Here is an 18,758-nt window from a genome sequence, read left to right as displayed (position 1 = left end):
GTTGTAGCCGTGTTATTTAAAATAGGTGACCACGTTCCATAAATACCATTATTAGATGTAGTGGGCAAAGGATTAAGGGATGTTCCAGAGCAAATAGGTGTAACCGGATTAAAAATAGGGGTTATATTTGGATTGACAGTTATGGTTTCACTATGAATATTTTTACATCCCCAATTTGTAGTAACTTCTAGTGAAATGGTGTAGTTACCAACAGAATTATATACATGTATTGGATTCATCAATGTACTTGTTGTCCCATCACCAAAATTCCAATTATAACTAACTAAAGTTGAACTGCTTAAAACCGATACATTTGAAGTGTTTACTGGTTGAAAAATCTCCCCTAAACAAATATTATTTACTGTAAAATTAGACACTGGATTTGGGTATAAATCAATAACTAAGTTCGGAATATTATTTTGATTAAACTGAACAGTTAAACCAGGCTGTCCTGGTGATGAACCATGTGCTACTCCAGAACCATTACCTGATAATCCATTTAAACCTCCAGTATTTACAATATTTAAATTAGCTCCTTGAATATTATGCATTAGAATACCTCCTCCACCGCCTCCACCTGGACCATGGGGATCGCCTAAATCATTTAAAGTATTACCCCCTTTTCCACCTTTAACTTCGATTACTAAGTTAGCCGATGGGGATGGCTCATCAGTTAGTATCATAATACTTCCACCTGCACCGCCTCCGCCTGCACCATCAGGAGCACCAAAAAAAATCCCAGCTTCACCTGCTAAACCATTTGAAATAATTTGTCCTGAACCATTTATTTTGTTAGCTTGTAAAATTATTATACCGCCACCAGGACCTCCTTTTACTCCTGTAGTAGCATTGTTAGCGTCGCCGCCTCCGCCTCCGCCTCCCATTATTATTTTATTGGGCTGAAATGGAATAAAACCTCCCATGCGACCACCTATAGGAAAAAAAGCATTACCACCACTTGCTACATGTCCATTACCGCCTACTCCTCCATATCCACCGTTGCCGCCTCCGCCTCCGCCAGCATTATGAATATTTCCACCACCACCAGCATTACCAGCAGCACCCCTACCATAATCACCTCCCATATATCCAATCCAATTAATACCATAATCTACTGCATTAATACCATTCCACATAAATCGAGGTGTCCCCGAAATTCCTTCTCCTTTGCCAGATGACAATGTATTATTTGTTGTTGTAATAATATTAGAGCTACTTCCTGAAGGCCTAACATTTTGATAGCCGCCCCTAAAACCTTTTCCACTTGCATTAATAGTATGTCCGTTTAAGTTCAGGTCTTCTGAAACTACAAATGCAATTACACCTCCAACTTTTCCATTCCATGCAGTTGTTTCTATATTACTATTTAAAGTAAGATTTTGAAATCTAGGTACTCTAATCACTTGAAAACGTTTAATAATTGAATTGGAAGTGGATAAAATATTTTGATAAGTATTTTGTATTCCGCCATTACAGTTTCCATTTATTTGTAATATTCCTCCGGATAGTGGCACATCGTTCAAGGCAATTACATATTCATAATTTCCGGTATTTTCTAAATCTGTATACCCCGTTGCTCCTAAATTGTCAATGCCAGAATTTGGTAGCCCAGAACCATAATTAGTTGAATTACTACTGTTAAAGTTAGCCCCTTGCATTTGTATCAGAAGCAATAAATCTCCCTCTCTAATTGAAGTATCACCGTAACTATTACCAAAAATATCAACAGAAGGTACCGCATCTAAAATAATTGAAGTTGATCCAGGTGTAATTAATTGATTTTCTTGAGGTGGATAAAAGGTGTTTAATAGCGTTTGATTATTATTTAAACTAGAAATATTTGTACAACAATTTGAATTATTAGTTTCAAGTGTAACACAATAGTTATTTATCTTCATTTTATGCAAATTATTTGCACCTCCAGTTGCTGGTAATTGCTGACCATTAGGCCCATAAATAACCGCTTGGTAGGTGATGCCTGAATTTTGTGCAAATCCTATTGCTGAAAAGCAAATAAATAATAAAAGTACTATTTTTCTCATTTTATTTAGTTTATTTTGAATATGGATGCCCATGTTGGAACGGTTCTTATTTTGTACTAACAAAGGCAAGAAGTAAATCGCATTTAGTAATCCCCAAATCATAAATGTCCAGTTGGCTCCATGCCAAAACCCACTGACCAAGAAAATAATGAATGTGTTTCGGACTTTCATCCAAAGACTCCCTTGACTTCCCCCTAACGGGATATACAAATAATCGCGAAACCACGATGACAAAGAAATGTGCCAACGCCGCCAAAACTCGGCAATATCTCTAGAAAAATAAGGATAATTAAAATTCTTTAATAAATCGATTCCGAATAATTTGGAAGTTCCCAAAGCAATATCAGAATACCCCGAAAAATCGCCATAAATTTGAAAGGCAAAGTAAGCAGCTCCTAAAATTAAAGACAACGAATTCATCGATTCATAATGGTCAAAAATAGCATTCGCATAGGTAGCACAACTGTCTGCAATCACCACTTTTTTGACCAATCCCCAAAGGATTTGATAGCTGCCTTCTTTGGCTTTTTCTAAGTTAAAATGGCGTTTGATTTTTACTTGTGGTAATAAATGCGTAGCTCTTTCAATGGGTCCGGCTACTAAAAGCGGAAAATAACTTACGAATAACGAATAGTCGATAAAATTGCGTTCGGCGGTGATTCTTTTATAATAAATATCAATCACATAAGACAAACCATGAAAGGTATAAAAGGATATACCAACGGGTAGAATCAATTTCAATAAAACCGGATTCGTTTGAAATCCGAAACCGCTCAACAAATCCGCAAAAGATTGCGCAAAGAAATCGTAATATTTGAAAACACCTAAAAATCCTAAGTTAATTCCAATAGTCAACCATAACCAAAACGTTCGTTTTTTGGGGGTCGTGCTGTTTTCCATCATAATGGCGCTCACGTAATCGAGCAAAGTAGAAAACACCAATAAAAACAAAAACCGCCAATCCCAACAGGAATAAAAATAGTAACTCGCTACAATCAATACTGCATTTTGTGTGGTTTTATTTTTATTAAATACGAACCAATACAGTACAAATACGATGGGTAAAAAAAGAGCAAAAGATAAGGAGTTGAAAAACATTTAACTGTCTCTAAATTGTTTTGTTGTTTGAGTTGCCAAATATCGGGTATTTCTTTGAATTGAGAAACTATTTAAGGAATTAGCAAAACAGTATTCAATTGATTTTAGTCGTAGAATGACATTTAGCGATTTCTATTTCTATATGAGTATTGTAGATATTTCATCTATTAATGGTGTTTTAAGGGACTAATAAAGTCTTTCTTGTCAAATACTTATATGTATTCTCATAATTTACTAAAAAAGAGGGGTCGATTAAATAACAAGCCTATTATTGAGGTTAGTTATGCGCTGTTTTTTTAATACAATAGCTTAATGTTTTAATTATTTTTTATTGACAACTTGTATATTATTTGCAATCAAATTATTTCCAATTGATATAAAATAATGTTAATATTGTAATAATTAAATTTTGAAATGGAAACGGCATTAAATCTATATGACTTATTAACAGCTTCAGTATTTATATTGAATATTTTTGTAGCGGGTATTTTTTTTATTAGAAATTTTAAAATCAGTCTTACGCACAAATTAATCAGTTGTATACTTTTTTTATTATTAATACGGTCGTTCTCCATTCATCTGTATCTTTCAAACGAAATTGTGCATTATCCGCATTTCTTATTGTTAAGCCATTTAGTTATTCGAATAGGACTACCAATTGTTTTCTTAATGTTGGTTTTTGAGGTTTACCAGAGAAAATTTAAATGGTATGATGTTTTTCATTTTATACCAGCTTTGTTATTTTTTGCTAATTATTGGTCATTCTACACAAAATCTTCAGTAGAAAAAGTAGCCGATATTTCAAATGTTTATTCAAAGGGTTACGATAGTTTGCTAAACGAAGGTTCGTTTTTATCAAATGACGTGGTGTATCTAATTAGAGTAATTCCTTTTATGGGATATACAATTGCGATGGGGGTTATCTTATTTATTAATAAAAAAAGTATTGCATTAAGCAATAGCTTAAGAGATTTTTTTATTGCTTTAACATTCTATCTTTTTTTAAATTTAGTTACTTTATTTTTTCCGGATTCATTTTATTTATTTAATGATAATAGTATTTATGAGATTAATATAATTGGATTCATAACTACCTTTATCATGCTGGCATATTTTTTCTTTATCCCCAATTTTCTTTATCGTCCCTATTTTGAGAGCGAACAAAAAGAGACTCAAATAGCTGTTGTAAAATCGCACAAGAAAATTACAACTCACAATCATTTGGAAAAAATTGAGCAATATTTTAATTTGCATAAAACCTATTTAAACCCAGATTACACAATCACGCAACTAGAGCAGGAAATTAAAATTCCAGCTCGTCAAATCAGCAAAGCAATTAAATTGATTCGCAATCAAAATTTCAATCAGTTTTTGAATGAATACCGTATCAATTATTTACTAAACCATGTGACATTGGAAACAGCATTGGCTACTAATTTCCAAGATTTAGCGTATCAAGTAGGTTTTAATAGTGTTAATAATTTTTATGCTCATTTTAAGAATTATGTGGGTTGCACTCCAAAAGTTTATTTTGACAACCTTAAAAAGCAAACTAGCAATACTAAATTGCCTTAACCGTTAATCTTCTGCTTGAAAGTATTCTTTGGGTGTTACTCCCGAAATCCTTTTGAAATTTAAATAAAAAGAATTAGCACTTAAATATCCTAATTTTCTTGCAATCGCAACAAATGAATAGCGTTGCCATTGAGGGTTTTTTCGCATTTCGTTAATCAAAAAGTATGTTCTACGATAATTGGTGAAATCTGAAAATTTAATTCCGTATACTTTATCAATCAATTGGCGTAATTTATATTCGGATACTTCTAATTTTTCGGCAATTTCTTTTTGTCCAAAAGACGGTGTTAGAAATAACCTTTCGGCTTCCACAACGGTTGTAAAACGCTCGAATAAATGCTTTTCATCAGAAGACAGAATGGATTTGTTAGGTGTTAATTTTGAGAGCAAAAATTGTTCTAATGGGTTGATTTCTATTTTGCTTAGCGTGGCTTTTTTGGGTTCATTGGTTAGTACTGAAGGTTGGTTTTTTTGATAAAAAAGCCATTCTGGCGTTGCCAATATTTTAAAAAAGAAAATCAAATTCACTTTTGCATAAATTACGGGTATCCAGCTCGTTATTGTATGGGTGTCATAATAGTATAAAATGAGCATAAATGTTGGTAAATAATGAAATACCATATAAATCATCATAAAAAAGTAAAAATAACGAATTGTTTCGGATGTAATTTCTTTTCTAATTTTTCGCACCAAAATACCAAACCAAACCAAATAAAACGTTGTCTGTAGAAGAGAAAGTATTGGTAAAACGTTGGCGGGTAAGAATCCTTCATTGAAAGCGGCAATGCTAGTGTGTTCAAGCAATAGAATTTTTTTTTCAGCTGATAGAATAAAATAGTTGAAATAATTAACAAGGTACAAAAGTGCTGGCAAAAAATGCAAGCCATCTTTCCATTGTAATTTTCGCTTGTTTAAAGAGGTATTAACGGCTAAAAATTGGATCGGAGGAATTAATAAAGCACACAATAAACCCGTTCTGCTGAAATGAGGGAATAGCGCTAAGAAATCATTGATGGCAATAAAATTGACGAATAATCCATAAGATAAAACAATAAATTGTATGGATAATATTTTTTTGAAGAGACTTTTATTCCAATTGTAAAATACAAACACTAAGGCAAAAATCATACTGCTTGAAGTGGTACCGATCTGTAAGTAATAGGCTAATTTTTCCATAAAGTAGTATTTTTTTACCTTACAAAACAACAACAATTTTTTGCCATCTTATTTATAAAAATAGTAAAGTATTCCTAAAAAATTAAAATTTACCTTTTTTTTAAAATATATTTTTTAATAATTTTTTAGGGTATTTAAATATATATTTTTCTAATAAATATTAAGCTATTTTAAATTTTAGTTAGGGTATTAATGTTTTATTTCAATACTAATTTTAGTAAATAGGATAGGGAGTACAAAAAATGAAACAGATATAATATATAGTGTTTTATTTTTACGCACGCTCAATAAATTAAGGTACTTAGCTCTATGCTAATGCTGTTTTTTGATTTTCCAGCAATTAATGCTTTCATGCAGAGATTATGAATAAACGTCATTTGATAAACAAAATTAATTTAAAATATAAAACGAATACTTTTTGCCCTTGGGAAAAAGCAACAATTACCCTTTTTACTATGAAAGATATTTCAAACCCTTCTCTCATGAGAAGAATTATTTCTTTGTTTCAATTTACAAATCAAAAATCTTCCTATTCAACTTTTATCGTTGGATTATTGATGTTTTTGATAACTGATGTACAAGCCCAGATTACCAATCTTAAGTTTGATTCAGAGGACTTTACCTATTCTGAAATTTCAGGTGGCACCAATGTTATCAATGGAGGATCAGCTTTGGGAGCAGTTTCTGCTGTTACACCTATTGGTTTCGACTTTGTGTTTCAAGGAAATACGTATGGAAATATTTCTGTTAATGCCGCGGGACTTTTAAAGTTTGGATCCGTTGTAGTTACTACTGAATCAGCTAATAATGCAAGTTCTATTGTGAATACACCCAAACTGTATGCTTGGTGGGACGCAACTTATACAACAACAACCGCTTCAGGAGGAGGAGTTTCGACGTTATTAACTGGAACGGCTCCGAATCGCGTTCTAACGATTCAATGGAAAGTAGCTTATGCGGCCAATGCAGCTACTGGCTTTAGTTACCAAATAAAACTATATGAAACATCTAATAAAATTGAATATTTATATGGTACTGCACCCACTTCAACGCCGAGTGCTTCTGTAGGTTTAGGAAATTTTGGAGCAGATGAATATTTGTCAATTTACACATTTAATCATATCCCATCCGGAAGAATTAATTACAATGCGAATACCATTTTTCCTGGTATTGGAAATGGAATGAAATATACCTTTACGCCAACAGCAACTAGTACATTTTCGCCGGATTGTTTATCCTCCAAACCAAGTTGGTGGGTAAAAGCCGATGCCCCATCAAAAATTACCCGAACACATAAAAATGTTCCGGCAGCCAATCGTGTTGCTTCTACAGAATTAAATACTACATGGACAGCTGCTGCTTCTGTATTAACCGGAGCAAATGGTTGGATTCCTAATGCAGTACAGGGAGCAAATGCCGCTCCAACAGGTTCCAACCCAATAGGAAATATTACATTAGATTTAGGTTCAGTTCAAGCAGTTGATGGAGTTGTTACTTTGGGCGCTGGAAGTGCAGCTTATTATGCTCAGGATTATTACGTTAAAGTATCGAATGATTTAGTAACATGGACAAACCTTGGTTTGTTTGAAGGTAATGAAAACAATACCGCCTTCCATTATGCTGATTTTCCAACCACAATAAATTGCCGTTATGTACGCGTGATTCCTTCCTCATTTATTAGTTATAGAGCTTTGCGTTTGGATGTCTATACAAAATCGACAGCCACAGCATATGCGAATAATGATAAAGTGCCTTTTATGGAAGACTTGTCAGGAAATGAATTTGATGCATATCAAAATACAGTTGCCAACCAACCCACCTTTTCTGCTAATCAAATTAACTTTAATCCAGCATTAAATTTTACAAACCCAGCAAATAGTGCTATGAATATGCCAGACATGGCAAATATTCGTCAGGCATATTGGGTAGCACAAGATTTGACAGCTGCTGGAGGCTCTTATAATCATGTTTTATTTGGTAATGGAACGGCTCCGTATTATTATGGTGGCGCAACCGGGCAATTAGGATTCATAGGTACTATGTCTGCTGCAAATGTAGCTTTCCAACTGGATGGAGCAACGGCAACCGCTACCTCAAGTTATGATTTTGGTCCACAAGGGAATCCAAATCTTGTGGGGACAACAACTTCAACTAACGCTAACCCTTTAAGTGCATCAACTATATCTTTTCAATCGGGTCAAGCAAGAAGTTGGCAAGGACCAATCGCTGAAATCATTACCTTCCAGAATCCACACAATGCGGCACAAAAAGCGTTTGTGAATTCATATTTTGGCATTAAATACGGATTGACATTGGATCAGGATTATGTTTCGGGAAGCGGAGCAACCGTTTGGAACAAAACCACCAATGCAACCTACCATAATAATGTTTTTGGTATTGGTCGCTCGGATTGTCAAGGCTTACATCAACGCCAAGCATTTTCAACAAATTACTCTGGTAAATTTATTACACTTGGAAATAATTCCATTATTGGTGCAACGAATGCTTCTTCTGCTGGCAATGACATCGCTGCCGATAATAATTATTTAATTGTTGGTGATAACAATGCAGATTTACTCTATTCAGAAACATTAGTTGGAAGTTATTATCCGCTAAGTAGAAAATGGAAAGTAAGCAACACAGGAATTACATCAGCTACAAAAATTAGCGTTCCGGCTTTTGGAAATAGTACCAATTCTACATTACCAAATTCATTAATTGATATTTATGATGCCGAAACGGTATACTTAGTTGTTGATGCTGATGGCGATGGCAACTTTGTAAATGCGACTTATACCGCCATGACAAAAGTAGGTACGGGAGTAACAGCAACTTGGGAAATTGCACAAGTATTACCCAATAATACAGTACTTGGTTTTGCGGTAAAACAAAATGTTTCTGATTCCGATACAGATGGTATTTTAGATGTTATAGATATTGATGATGACAACGATGGTATTTTGGATAGACAAGAGCAAGTGTCGTGTTTGTCTTTTGGAGTAAATTTAGAAAATGTAACTTTCAATGGTGTTTCCGTTGTTAGCAAAACAAAAAATTCCATTACAACCAATACTCCTGCTTGGACCTCATCTTATTCTTCTGAAAACTTTACACTTCCAATTTCACTTAAATTTAATCGTTTAACGACAGAGGGAACCGTGATGTTTGGTTTGATACCAGTTGGAAATACACAAACACCAAACAACTACAATGATCTTGGATATAAATTTAACATAGCAGCAACACAAGCTTATGGTTATTTTAACGGTGGCGTATGGAGCTTTAATCATGGAGCTGTAACAGGAAGTGAAGAATATAGTATTGATATTGCAGCAAACGGCACTGTGACAGTGAAAATTGATGGAGTTGTCAAACAAACCTTTGCTGGGGCCGCTTCAGCATATAAATTAGTAGTATCAGCTGGATCATCAGCTGCTTTGTTGTCTAATATTCGTTTAACAAACCCAACTTATCCGCAAAGAACAATTTGTTTTGATCGTGATACAGACAATGATGGTATTCCAAACCGTTTGGATTTGGATTCAGATGCGGATGGCTGTAGTGATGCTTTTGAAGCAGGAACAACAACCAATACTACACAAAATTTTACTTACCCTACAACTGGAGTAGGCACGAATGGATTTGCCAATGCTTTAGAAGCAACAGCAGATAATGGTATTTACAATGGAACATATAACTTTCTTTATGTAATAGATAAAAATACGAAAGCATGTTTGGATTCAGATAGTGATAATAGTAGTGATATTGTTGACTTAGATGATGATAATGATGGTGTATTAGATGAAGAAGAATGTAATGCACCCGCTTTTTCTAACTGGACGGATTTAGCCAATTTTAAATCAAAAATGATGAGTTCTGCTTTTCACGGAACTTTGTTTAGAAGTAAAAGTGGCAAGTATTATGTGGCTGGGCAGTATGCGAAAGCAGATGGAACTGATCAAGTAACACCAACTTTAGTAACACCAGCCAATGGGTATAATTACACCGGTGAAATAATTGATATGGCAGCCGTAGGTTCAAACAGTTGTTATGTGCTTGCGACAACGGATGGAATTTGGGTGTGGGGGTATTTAAACACCAATTTTGTTTTGCCTGGCACAACAAATGCTGGTGCAAGTCCATTCCAAAAAGTAGCGCTACCTTCAGAAATTGATCCTAAAAACATTAAATCGATTAGTGCATCGACGAATAACTTTTTGATTCTATTGCACGATGGAAGTGTATATGCATATGCAATGGCAATTCCATCTTTAAATGGAGCAGGTTTATCCGTTGCAACGAGAGGTTTCACCAAAGTGTTAGTGGCACCGAATACGCCATTAACGAATATTGCACAGGTAGAAGCTACCTCTAATGGATCATTTGCGGCTGATGTCACCAATAATAAATTATATACGTGGGGTACGAATGTATACCTAGGAAATGGTTCAGCGGCAACTACGTTAGCTTATGCTACTGAAATGACCAATCCGTTACCAAGTGGTGTTGGAATTGTAATGATTGATGGAACATATAGTGGTAGTATGACCTATTTGTTATTGGGTAGCGATAAAAAAGTCTATTCAGTGGGTTCAGGTTCAGAAGGTATTTTGGGGCAAAACAGCCTAACAAATACTACTTCTTGGAGCAATGTAAAAGGGAGAGATGGAGTAGGGATTCTTCAAGATGTGGAATACTTAAGTGCACAAAATGCAACCGATGGCTATACTTCTGCTTCAGTTATATTAAATACAGGTTCTCCTTTATCTTGGGGTTCTTCTGGTGCAAATAACATGATTGGTTTGGGAAATACGAATGCGTTAGTTCCTGGATTACCTGGTGGAACAGAAACAGAGATTATATATGTTCTAGAAAACGGAGGTCACTTAACTCCAATGTTAAATGACAAAGGTGAGATTGGAAACGTAGGACACAATGTTTCGGGATCATTTGGAGATGGTTCAACTCAAAACAGAGCGGTATATGTTTTCAATCCTTTCGAAAGAGGAACTGATTTTTCCGATAACATTGCGGCTACTTGTAATCCGGATATTGATGGCGATGGTATTATCAATCGCTTGGATTTAGATACCGATGGAGACGGTTGTAGTGATGCCAAAGAAGCAGGGGTTTCTGGTACATTGATTTCTGGTAATTTAGTAAATACCGTTAATGGTTCATCAACTACAACGACAGTGACGAATGCACTTGCTCAAGGAGTTTATGGGTCAAATGGTTTGGCTGATGGTGTAGAAACTTCAGCAAACTCAGGAATGATTAATTATACATCTACTTATGTTAATTATGCAAAAAGCGCAACAATGAATGTTTGTGCTGATTTTGATACGGATGGAGTACCTGATATAATGGACATTGACGATGATAACGACGGTATTTTAGATGCAATAGAATCTCCAAATTGTTATTTCCCAGCTACCTACTTTGCAAGTGGGAACAGACAAGCTAGCTTTACTATTTCATCAGAAATCCCAAGAGTTAGCTCAATTAATCAACCAAAAAATTTAATTGATGGAGATGGTACAACGATAGCTATTGGATTTGTTCATAATTCATCAATTGTAAACAAAGAATTGTATAAAATCACGTTTAACTATCCTGTTTCATTATCACGTTTGACCCTTCGTTTTGCCGATGGAAATAGTCACTTTAATTCAGGAGCAATTGTTAAAGTTCAAGGTAGTAATGATAATACTGCGTGGACAGACTTAAACACTGGGACAACATTCAATACCGTTACAGATAATACAATTGTTGCTCCATTTTGGACGGCAAACACACCCAACGAAATTTTCACTATTACTCAAAACCAAGCACGATACAAATATTACCGTTTGTATGGAACTGCTGGAACGGTTAATGTCAATGGGTATGCTACTGAATTTTATTTCACAACAGCGAATAGCTTTGAGCCAAGTTTCTATCCAAAAGCAAGCTGTACAGCAACAGATACTGATAATGATGGAATTGCTAATAATTTCGATTTAGATTCTGACGGCGATGGATGTCCAGACGCAAAAGAAGCAGGTATAATAGGGACTTTGCTTGCAGGGACCGTCTCTAATTTAGTGAATGGAACACTTACAACTACACCAAATGTAGCAGGCGCAGTGGCTGATGGGCCTTATGGGGGCAATGGTTTTGCCAATCCATTAGAGACAGCAACTGAAAGTGCTGTATATAATGGAACGTTCGTTTATAAATATGCGCTATCAACGAAATACAATGGTTGTATTGATACCGATACGGATGGGGTAGGCAACTTATTTGATTTAGATGATGACAATGACGGGATATTAGATTCACAAGAATGCCCTCCTTTTGACCCGAATAATGTTAATTATTCACCAAGGACATTTACGGTTACAAATGGTGCTTCTGCTTCTCAAACCTTCCCGGCTGCCCCTAATGGATTAGTGGTAAATGTCTGGTCTTTGGACAATTCATTCAATTTACGTATTAATGGTACTCATTTAGTGAATCCACAGGAATTAGAGTTTTTTACTCCGAGTACATTTAATTCTGTTGTAGAATTTTTAGATGGCACATCGTATTCGGCAGTTTGGGAAATCGCTGGAAATCAATCACGACCTCTTGCACGTATCTATATAGATGAATTAGGTGAGGTAAGAATTTTCGGCTCACGTACTTCTAATGGTCCTTTGGAAGAAATGCGCTTACGATCAGGTTCTTTCAACCAAATTACATTAAATACCAATACACCAAATACATTCCAAATAGGTCAGGTAGTAATAGGTCAAACCTTTATTACAGGAGATTATGGTGTTATCAATAAAAACTGTGATTTTGATAACGACGGAATTCCGAATGAACTTGATTTAGACTCAGATGGTGATGGTTGTTCGGATGCAAAAGAAGCAGGTGTAACAGGAACATTGAATACGGGCAGCATTGTTAATTTAGCTACAGGGTCAACATCAACCACAACAACAACAGCCAATGTAGCAAACACGATTGCAAACGGACCCTACGGTGTGAATGGTTTTGCGGATGCATTAGAAACATCAGGAAACGGGAATTATACTGGTTTATATACGTATTATTTTGCTTCAAGTTCAGCTTTAAATGCCTGTTTGGATACTGATTCAGATGGCATAATTGATATTTCTGATATCGATGATGACAATGACGGTATATTAGACGCAGTGGAATCACCTGCGTGTTTCTTTACAAACTCAGAAGCAAGTTTACCAACAAAATTAACCACTGAATTAACAATATATAGTACTAATTCAATTACAAATGCAATAGACAACAATGCTACAACTTATTCTGCATTCAGTACTGGACAAAATTGGGTAGGAAAAGAGTTGTTTCGAATAACACCAAGTGTTGTTGGTCCAATCGCTATTAGTGGCGTGCAAATGGAGTTGTTCAATTGGGCACTATCTCCTTCAACAGCCAATACCTTTAAATTACAAGGTAGCGTAGACAATGGAACAACATGGGCAGATTTATCTGCAGCTGTGAGTTCAACTGCAACTTCAGGGTTGTTTACGGTTTCAAACACCTTGAACCCAACAGTTAAATATACTTTGTTCCGTATTGTTGGTGTAGCAGGAACTTGTAGTTATGGTGGTGTGTATGAATTGCGTTTGGTTTTACCAACTTCTTACCAAGCAAGTTTGTATCCAAAAAGCAGCTGTACAAACGATACAGATAACGATGGTGTTCTTAATCATTTGGATTTAGATTCCGATGGTGATGGATGTAGCGATGCGAAAGAAGCAGGTAGTTCTACTACAGCATCGAGCACTTCGGTTTACCCAACTGGAACAGATACAAATGCAAATGGTTTATTGGATAACTACGAAAGTACTACTGCTGGAACGATTAATTATACTTCTTATTACTCAAACTATGCTATTGTTTCATCAATAAATGCATGTACAGACACCGATAATGATGGTGTGGGCGATGTGATTGATTTAGATGACGATAATGATGGTATTTTAGATACGGTAGAGGAAAATTGTAGCATCATTACTACCAGCAAAACAGGTCTAATCATTACAAAGCCTTCCACAATTAATTACGGCTATAATTCTAATACAATCAATAATTTGATTGATGGAGTTGATGCAAATGTTTATGTGGCAAGCGCTCCAACGGGGACTTTAAGTAATAGTCCTTGGTTTAATTTTGAATTCCCAACTCCAAAAGCTTTAACCTATTTAGAAATAGGTCATTACTCAGGCCAATATTTATTTTCTTTAAGTTCCACCTATAAAATTCAGGGAAGTAATAACAATACGAATTGGACAGATGTCACAGGAACCTTTACTTATAATAATGTTGCCACTTCTACTAGCGGAGGTTTATCAACTAACAATTCCAATATTGCGAATTTTGCAAACAATCGTACGGCTTATAAATACTACCGAATTTTTGGTATTTCAGGTGCGGCTGGTGCAGGATGGGCAACCGAGATTTACTTTAAAGAAGCGAGTTGTGCAACAGATATCGATAATGATGGAATTCCAAATGCACTAGACTTGGATTCTGATGGTGATGGCTGTTCAGACGCTAAAGAAGCAGGAAGTTCATCTACTGCATCGAGCACAACTGTTTATCCTACCGGAACTGATACAAATGGGAATGGTTTATTGGACAACTATGAAGGTTCAACAGCAGGCTCAATTAATTACACATCCTATTATTCAAATTTTGCTCTTGTTTCATCTATTAATGCATGTACAGATACGGATAATGATGGAATTGGTGATTTGATTGATTTAGATGATGATAACGATGGTATATTAGATCGTGCGGAATGTAAACCTATTGTTGCAAATATATTATTTGCTGGTTCCAATGAAGATTTTAATACCATGCGTTCGAGTTTGTTTAACGAATTCAACAACAATAAAGCGACTGGTGCAACTATTGTACAATCGAATATTATTGAAACAGCTACTGTGCCAGCAGGATTTTATAATGGCTATGATATGGTAGTTTTTGGTGGAGCGGCATTCAATACGATTCATGCAAACCATTGGGCAGCTTTGCAAACCGCTATTCAAAATAAAACCAGTAAGGCGTTTATTATCCAATCAGATAACTGTTGTGTAGCAGCCAATAGAAATGGATTAGTAAACTTATTAAATAACGTATTTGGATCAAGTTATTCCGTATCAGCATCAAATCCTACAGCTACACAAACCTATACTTTAAATAATAACAATTCATATGCTAACTTATTTACGACGCCTTCATTGTCTGGGGCCAATTATTTTCCAATACTAAACGTACCAGCTTCTGATGTGTTGTTTTACTCTCCAACAGTTGCGGGTTCTGCATTAGCAGGAATGAAACAATTACCCGGAACAACAGACCAAAGTAGTTTCTTAGCGTGGTTTGTAGACGGAACCATTACACAAGGAGCACCTTGGTATACCACGAATCAAAACAAAATTGCAACAGCCTTTTTTGATGTTTATGGAAGTACTGCACCCATGACTTGTGATACAGATGGTGATGGAATTTTAAATCACCTGGATTTAGACTCCGACGGTGATGGTTGTAGTGATGCCAAAGAAGCAGGAACTACAACAAGTACAACAGCTAATTTTGCGCACCCAGCACCATATGGAACAAATGGTTTAGCTGATAATTTAGAAACAACAGCTGGATCAGGATTGTATAATGGAACGTATACGTATAATTATGCAACTAGCAATTCCGTTAATATGTGTACAGACACGGATAGCGATGGAATTGCTGATTTTTCAGATCTTGACGATGACAATGATGGGGTTTTAGATACAGAAGAGTACAACTGTGCTACGGCTGGTTTGAACAAAACCGGAATTACGGTTTCATCAACGGTTACTTGGGGTTATAATGGAAGTACTACTTTGGCGCTTATGGTCAATAACGTAGAGGAATTGGTTGCCTATTCTACTACTGAGTTTTTAAATCAAACTATTTTACAATTTGATTTACCAACGGCTAAAATTCTTAGCGCAATTGAAATTGGACCAGGAGGAAATGGAACACGTTTGCCATTAGGAACAACAGGGACCTATAAAGTACAAGGTTGGAATGGAACAACTTGGGTAGATTTAACAGCCAACCAAACATTTGGCACGCCTTCAGTACCAATTTTTGCGGCAAATAATTCGTATAAATTACCAATTACTGGCAATTATACGGCCTATACCAAATACCGAATTTATGGAACGTCTAACAAAGGTACGTTCAGTGATTGGATTCAAGAAGCCTACTTTACAGAGCGCACGTGTATATTAGATACTGATGGAGATGGTATTCCAAATTCAAGAGATTTAGATTCCGATGGCGATGGTTGTAGCGATGCCATAGAAGCAGGAAGTTCAACAACGGCAACAAGTACCTCTGTTTACCCAACAGGAACAGATTCAAACAATAATGGTTTATTAAACAATTACGAAAACGCTACTACTGCGGGAACAGTTAATTATACATCAACCTATACAAATTATGCGTTATCTACATTAATCAATGCTTGTTTAGATACCGACAATGATGGCGTCAAAGATTTAGTTGATACTGATGATGACAACGATGGAGTTTTAGACACTGTAGAATGTCCATTAACACAATTAAATACCAATGAAAGCAACGGTACATTTGGAACGGCTGCTGCACCACGTAACTTAGCAAATACAGCTGTTACAGGAGGGTATATTTATTCAGGTTCTAATACGGGTGCATCACAATATGCGGTAGTAAATCAAAGTACACCGTATCACCCAGCAGCCAATTTCTGGCGTTATGTAGGTCATACTACAGGTACTGCAACAGATGCCTATTTAGCAGTAAACGGAAATACAACTGTGGGTAACTTCTACAGCGAAAGTGTAACCCTTCAAGCAGGTGCAAAATACAGAATTTCGTTCTGGCACCAAGCAGCATCGACAGCCAATGATTATCAATTAGCCGCTGAGGTTCTTTCAAGCAGCAATGCAGTTTTAGCAACAGCAAATACAGGTGTGCAAAATTCATTGGGCTGGAAATTAGCTACAATTGATTTTACATCGGCTAGCAACCAAACGGTAACTTTTATTATTAAAAATGTGTCTACTAATGCCAGTGGAAATGACTTTTCTATTGATGATATTTCATTCACTGCCATTGGTTGTCCCGATTCAGATTTAGATGGCATTCCAAATCAATTGGATTCAGATTCTGATAACGATGGTTGTTCGGATGCCAATGAATATTACAATACAGCAACTGCGCAAGGCACAGATAATAACCAATATTATGGCAATGGCAATCCACCAGCTGTCAATACGAATGGTTCAGTTACTGCTGCTAATTATACAGGAACTTATGTTAATGCATTAGTCTCAGGAACTGGTAGTACTATTACAGCGCAACCAATCGATCAAACGGCCAGTTCTGGTGCCACGGTAACATTCAGTGCAACGGTGACCGCAGGTTCAGGTACTACTAACTACCAATGGCAAGTGAGTACAAATGGTGGTTCTTCTTGGACCAATGTAACCAATGCAGGGGTTTACAGTGGCGCAACTACGTCTACCCTAACAGTTACAGGTGTTATAAGTTCTATGAACGAGTACCGTTATCGTTTACAAGTGTCACAATCGAATTTTGCTTGTGGAAATTTAGTTTCTAATGCAGCTCGTTTGGTACTTTCCAATACAGCTTCTGTTGTTGATGATACAAAAACAACTACGGAAGACACAGTTGCTACAGGTAATGTGTTGACCAATGATACTGGGTCTGGTTCACCAGCTGCTGCCTTAACGGTAAACACATTCACGGTTGGAGGGCAAACCTATAATGCCGGACAAACCGCTACAATTAGTGGAGTTGGAACAATCATAATTAATGCGGATGGTTCGTATACTTTTACACCAGTGGCGAATTATTATGGAAATGTTCCTTCTATAGAATATACAGCTACCGATGTAAATGGCGGTACCGATACCGCAACTTTAGCCATTACGGTTACCGCTGTAAATGATGTACCAGTAGCTACTGATGATGTAGTGAATGCTACAGAAGATACGCCTATTTCGGGTAACGTGTTGACCAATGATACAGATGCTGATGGGAATACCTTAGCGGTAACGCAATTTGAAATCAATGGCGTTACGTATAATGCAGGAACTACGGCTTCCATTCCTGGAGTAGGAACGATAGTAGTAAATGCAGATGGTTCATATACATTTACACCGGCCTTAGATTACACCGGTAATGTACCCGATATTATCTATACCGTTTCTGACGGAAATGGTGGAACAGATACGGGATTAATTGACATTGTAGTAGCAGCCGTAAATGATGCGCCAATTGCCACAAATGATATTAAAACAACAACCGAGGATACAGCAGTTTCAGGAAGTGTATTAACGAATGATTCTGATCCAGAGGGTACTTCATTAACAGTAACAGGATATACAATTGCAGGAGTAACAGGTCCATTTACAATTGGCACCCTAGCGACGATACCAGGAGTTGGAACAATTGTAGTAAATGCAAATGGTTCGTATACGTTTACGCCAGCTGCAAATTATAACGGAACGGTTCCCGTAATAACCTATACTGTAAGTGATGGAACACAAACCGATACAGCAACTTTAGCCATTACGGTTACCGCTGTAAATGATGTACCAGTAGCTACTGATGATGTATTGAATGCTACAGAAGATACGCCTATTTCGGGTAACGTGTTGACCAATGATACAGACGCTGATGGGAATACCTTAGCGGTAACGCAATTTGAAATCAATGGCGTTACGTATAATGCAGGAACTACGGCTTCCATTCCTGGAGTAGGAACGATAGTAGTAAATGCAGATGGTTCATATACATTTA

4 protein-coding genes and 1 pseudogene are annotated in these 18,758 nt (G+C 36.2%); 2 read left to right on the top strand and 3 right to left on the bottom strand.

The genetic code is table 11. From position 1 onward, the window contains the following. Both ACIQ6Z_RS10045 and ACIQ6Z_RS10040 read right to left on the bottom strand, forming a co-directional pair. Positions 1–551, bottom strand: a 551-nt coding sequence (locus tag ACIQ6Z_RS10045) for a PKD domain-containing protein (protein ID WP_396210734.1), incomplete at its 3' end; no start/stop codon positions are given. Between the two features lie 1,521 nt (positions 552–2,072). Then, positions 2,073–3,140: pseudogene (locus tag ACIQ6Z_RS10040) on the bottom strand (MBOAT family O-acyltransferase); the annotation flags it as partial. A gap of 894 nt (positions 3,141–4,034) precedes the next feature. Here ACIQ6Z_RS10040 and ACIQ6Z_RS10035 point away from each other — a divergent pair. After that, positions 4,035–4,715 carry a helix-turn-helix domain-containing protein gene (locus tag ACIQ6Z_RS10035; protein ID WP_396210733.1) on the top strand — a complete coding sequence of 227 codons (681 nt, stop codon included), beginning with the start codon at positions 4,035–4,037 and terminating at the stop codon, positions 4,713–4,715. Between the two features lie 3 nt (positions 4,716–4,718). Here the strand turns inward: ACIQ6Z_RS10035 and ACIQ6Z_RS10030 are convergent, their stop codons facing one another. After that, positions 4,719–5,891 (bottom strand): helix-turn-helix domain-containing protein, encoded by a 1,173-nt coding sequence (locus ACIQ6Z_RS10030; protein WP_396210732.1) that lies wholly within the window; start codon positions 5,889–5,891, stop codon positions 4,719–4,721. A 482-nt stretch (positions 5,892–6,373) separates the two neighbouring features. Here ACIQ6Z_RS10030 and ACIQ6Z_RS10025 point away from each other — a divergent pair. Then, positions 6,374–18,758, top strand: a 12,385-nt coding sequence (locus ACIQ6Z_RS10025; RefSeq protein WP_396210731.1) for an Ig-like domain-containing protein, incomplete at its 3' end; no start/stop codon positions are given.

The organism is Flavobacterium sp. (assembly GCF_044376915.1).
Lineage (GTDB): Bacteria > Bacteroidota > Bacteroidia > Flavobacteriales > Flavobacteriaceae > Flavobacterium.
This window is presented reverse-complemented; position numbering and strand designations above follow the sequence as displayed.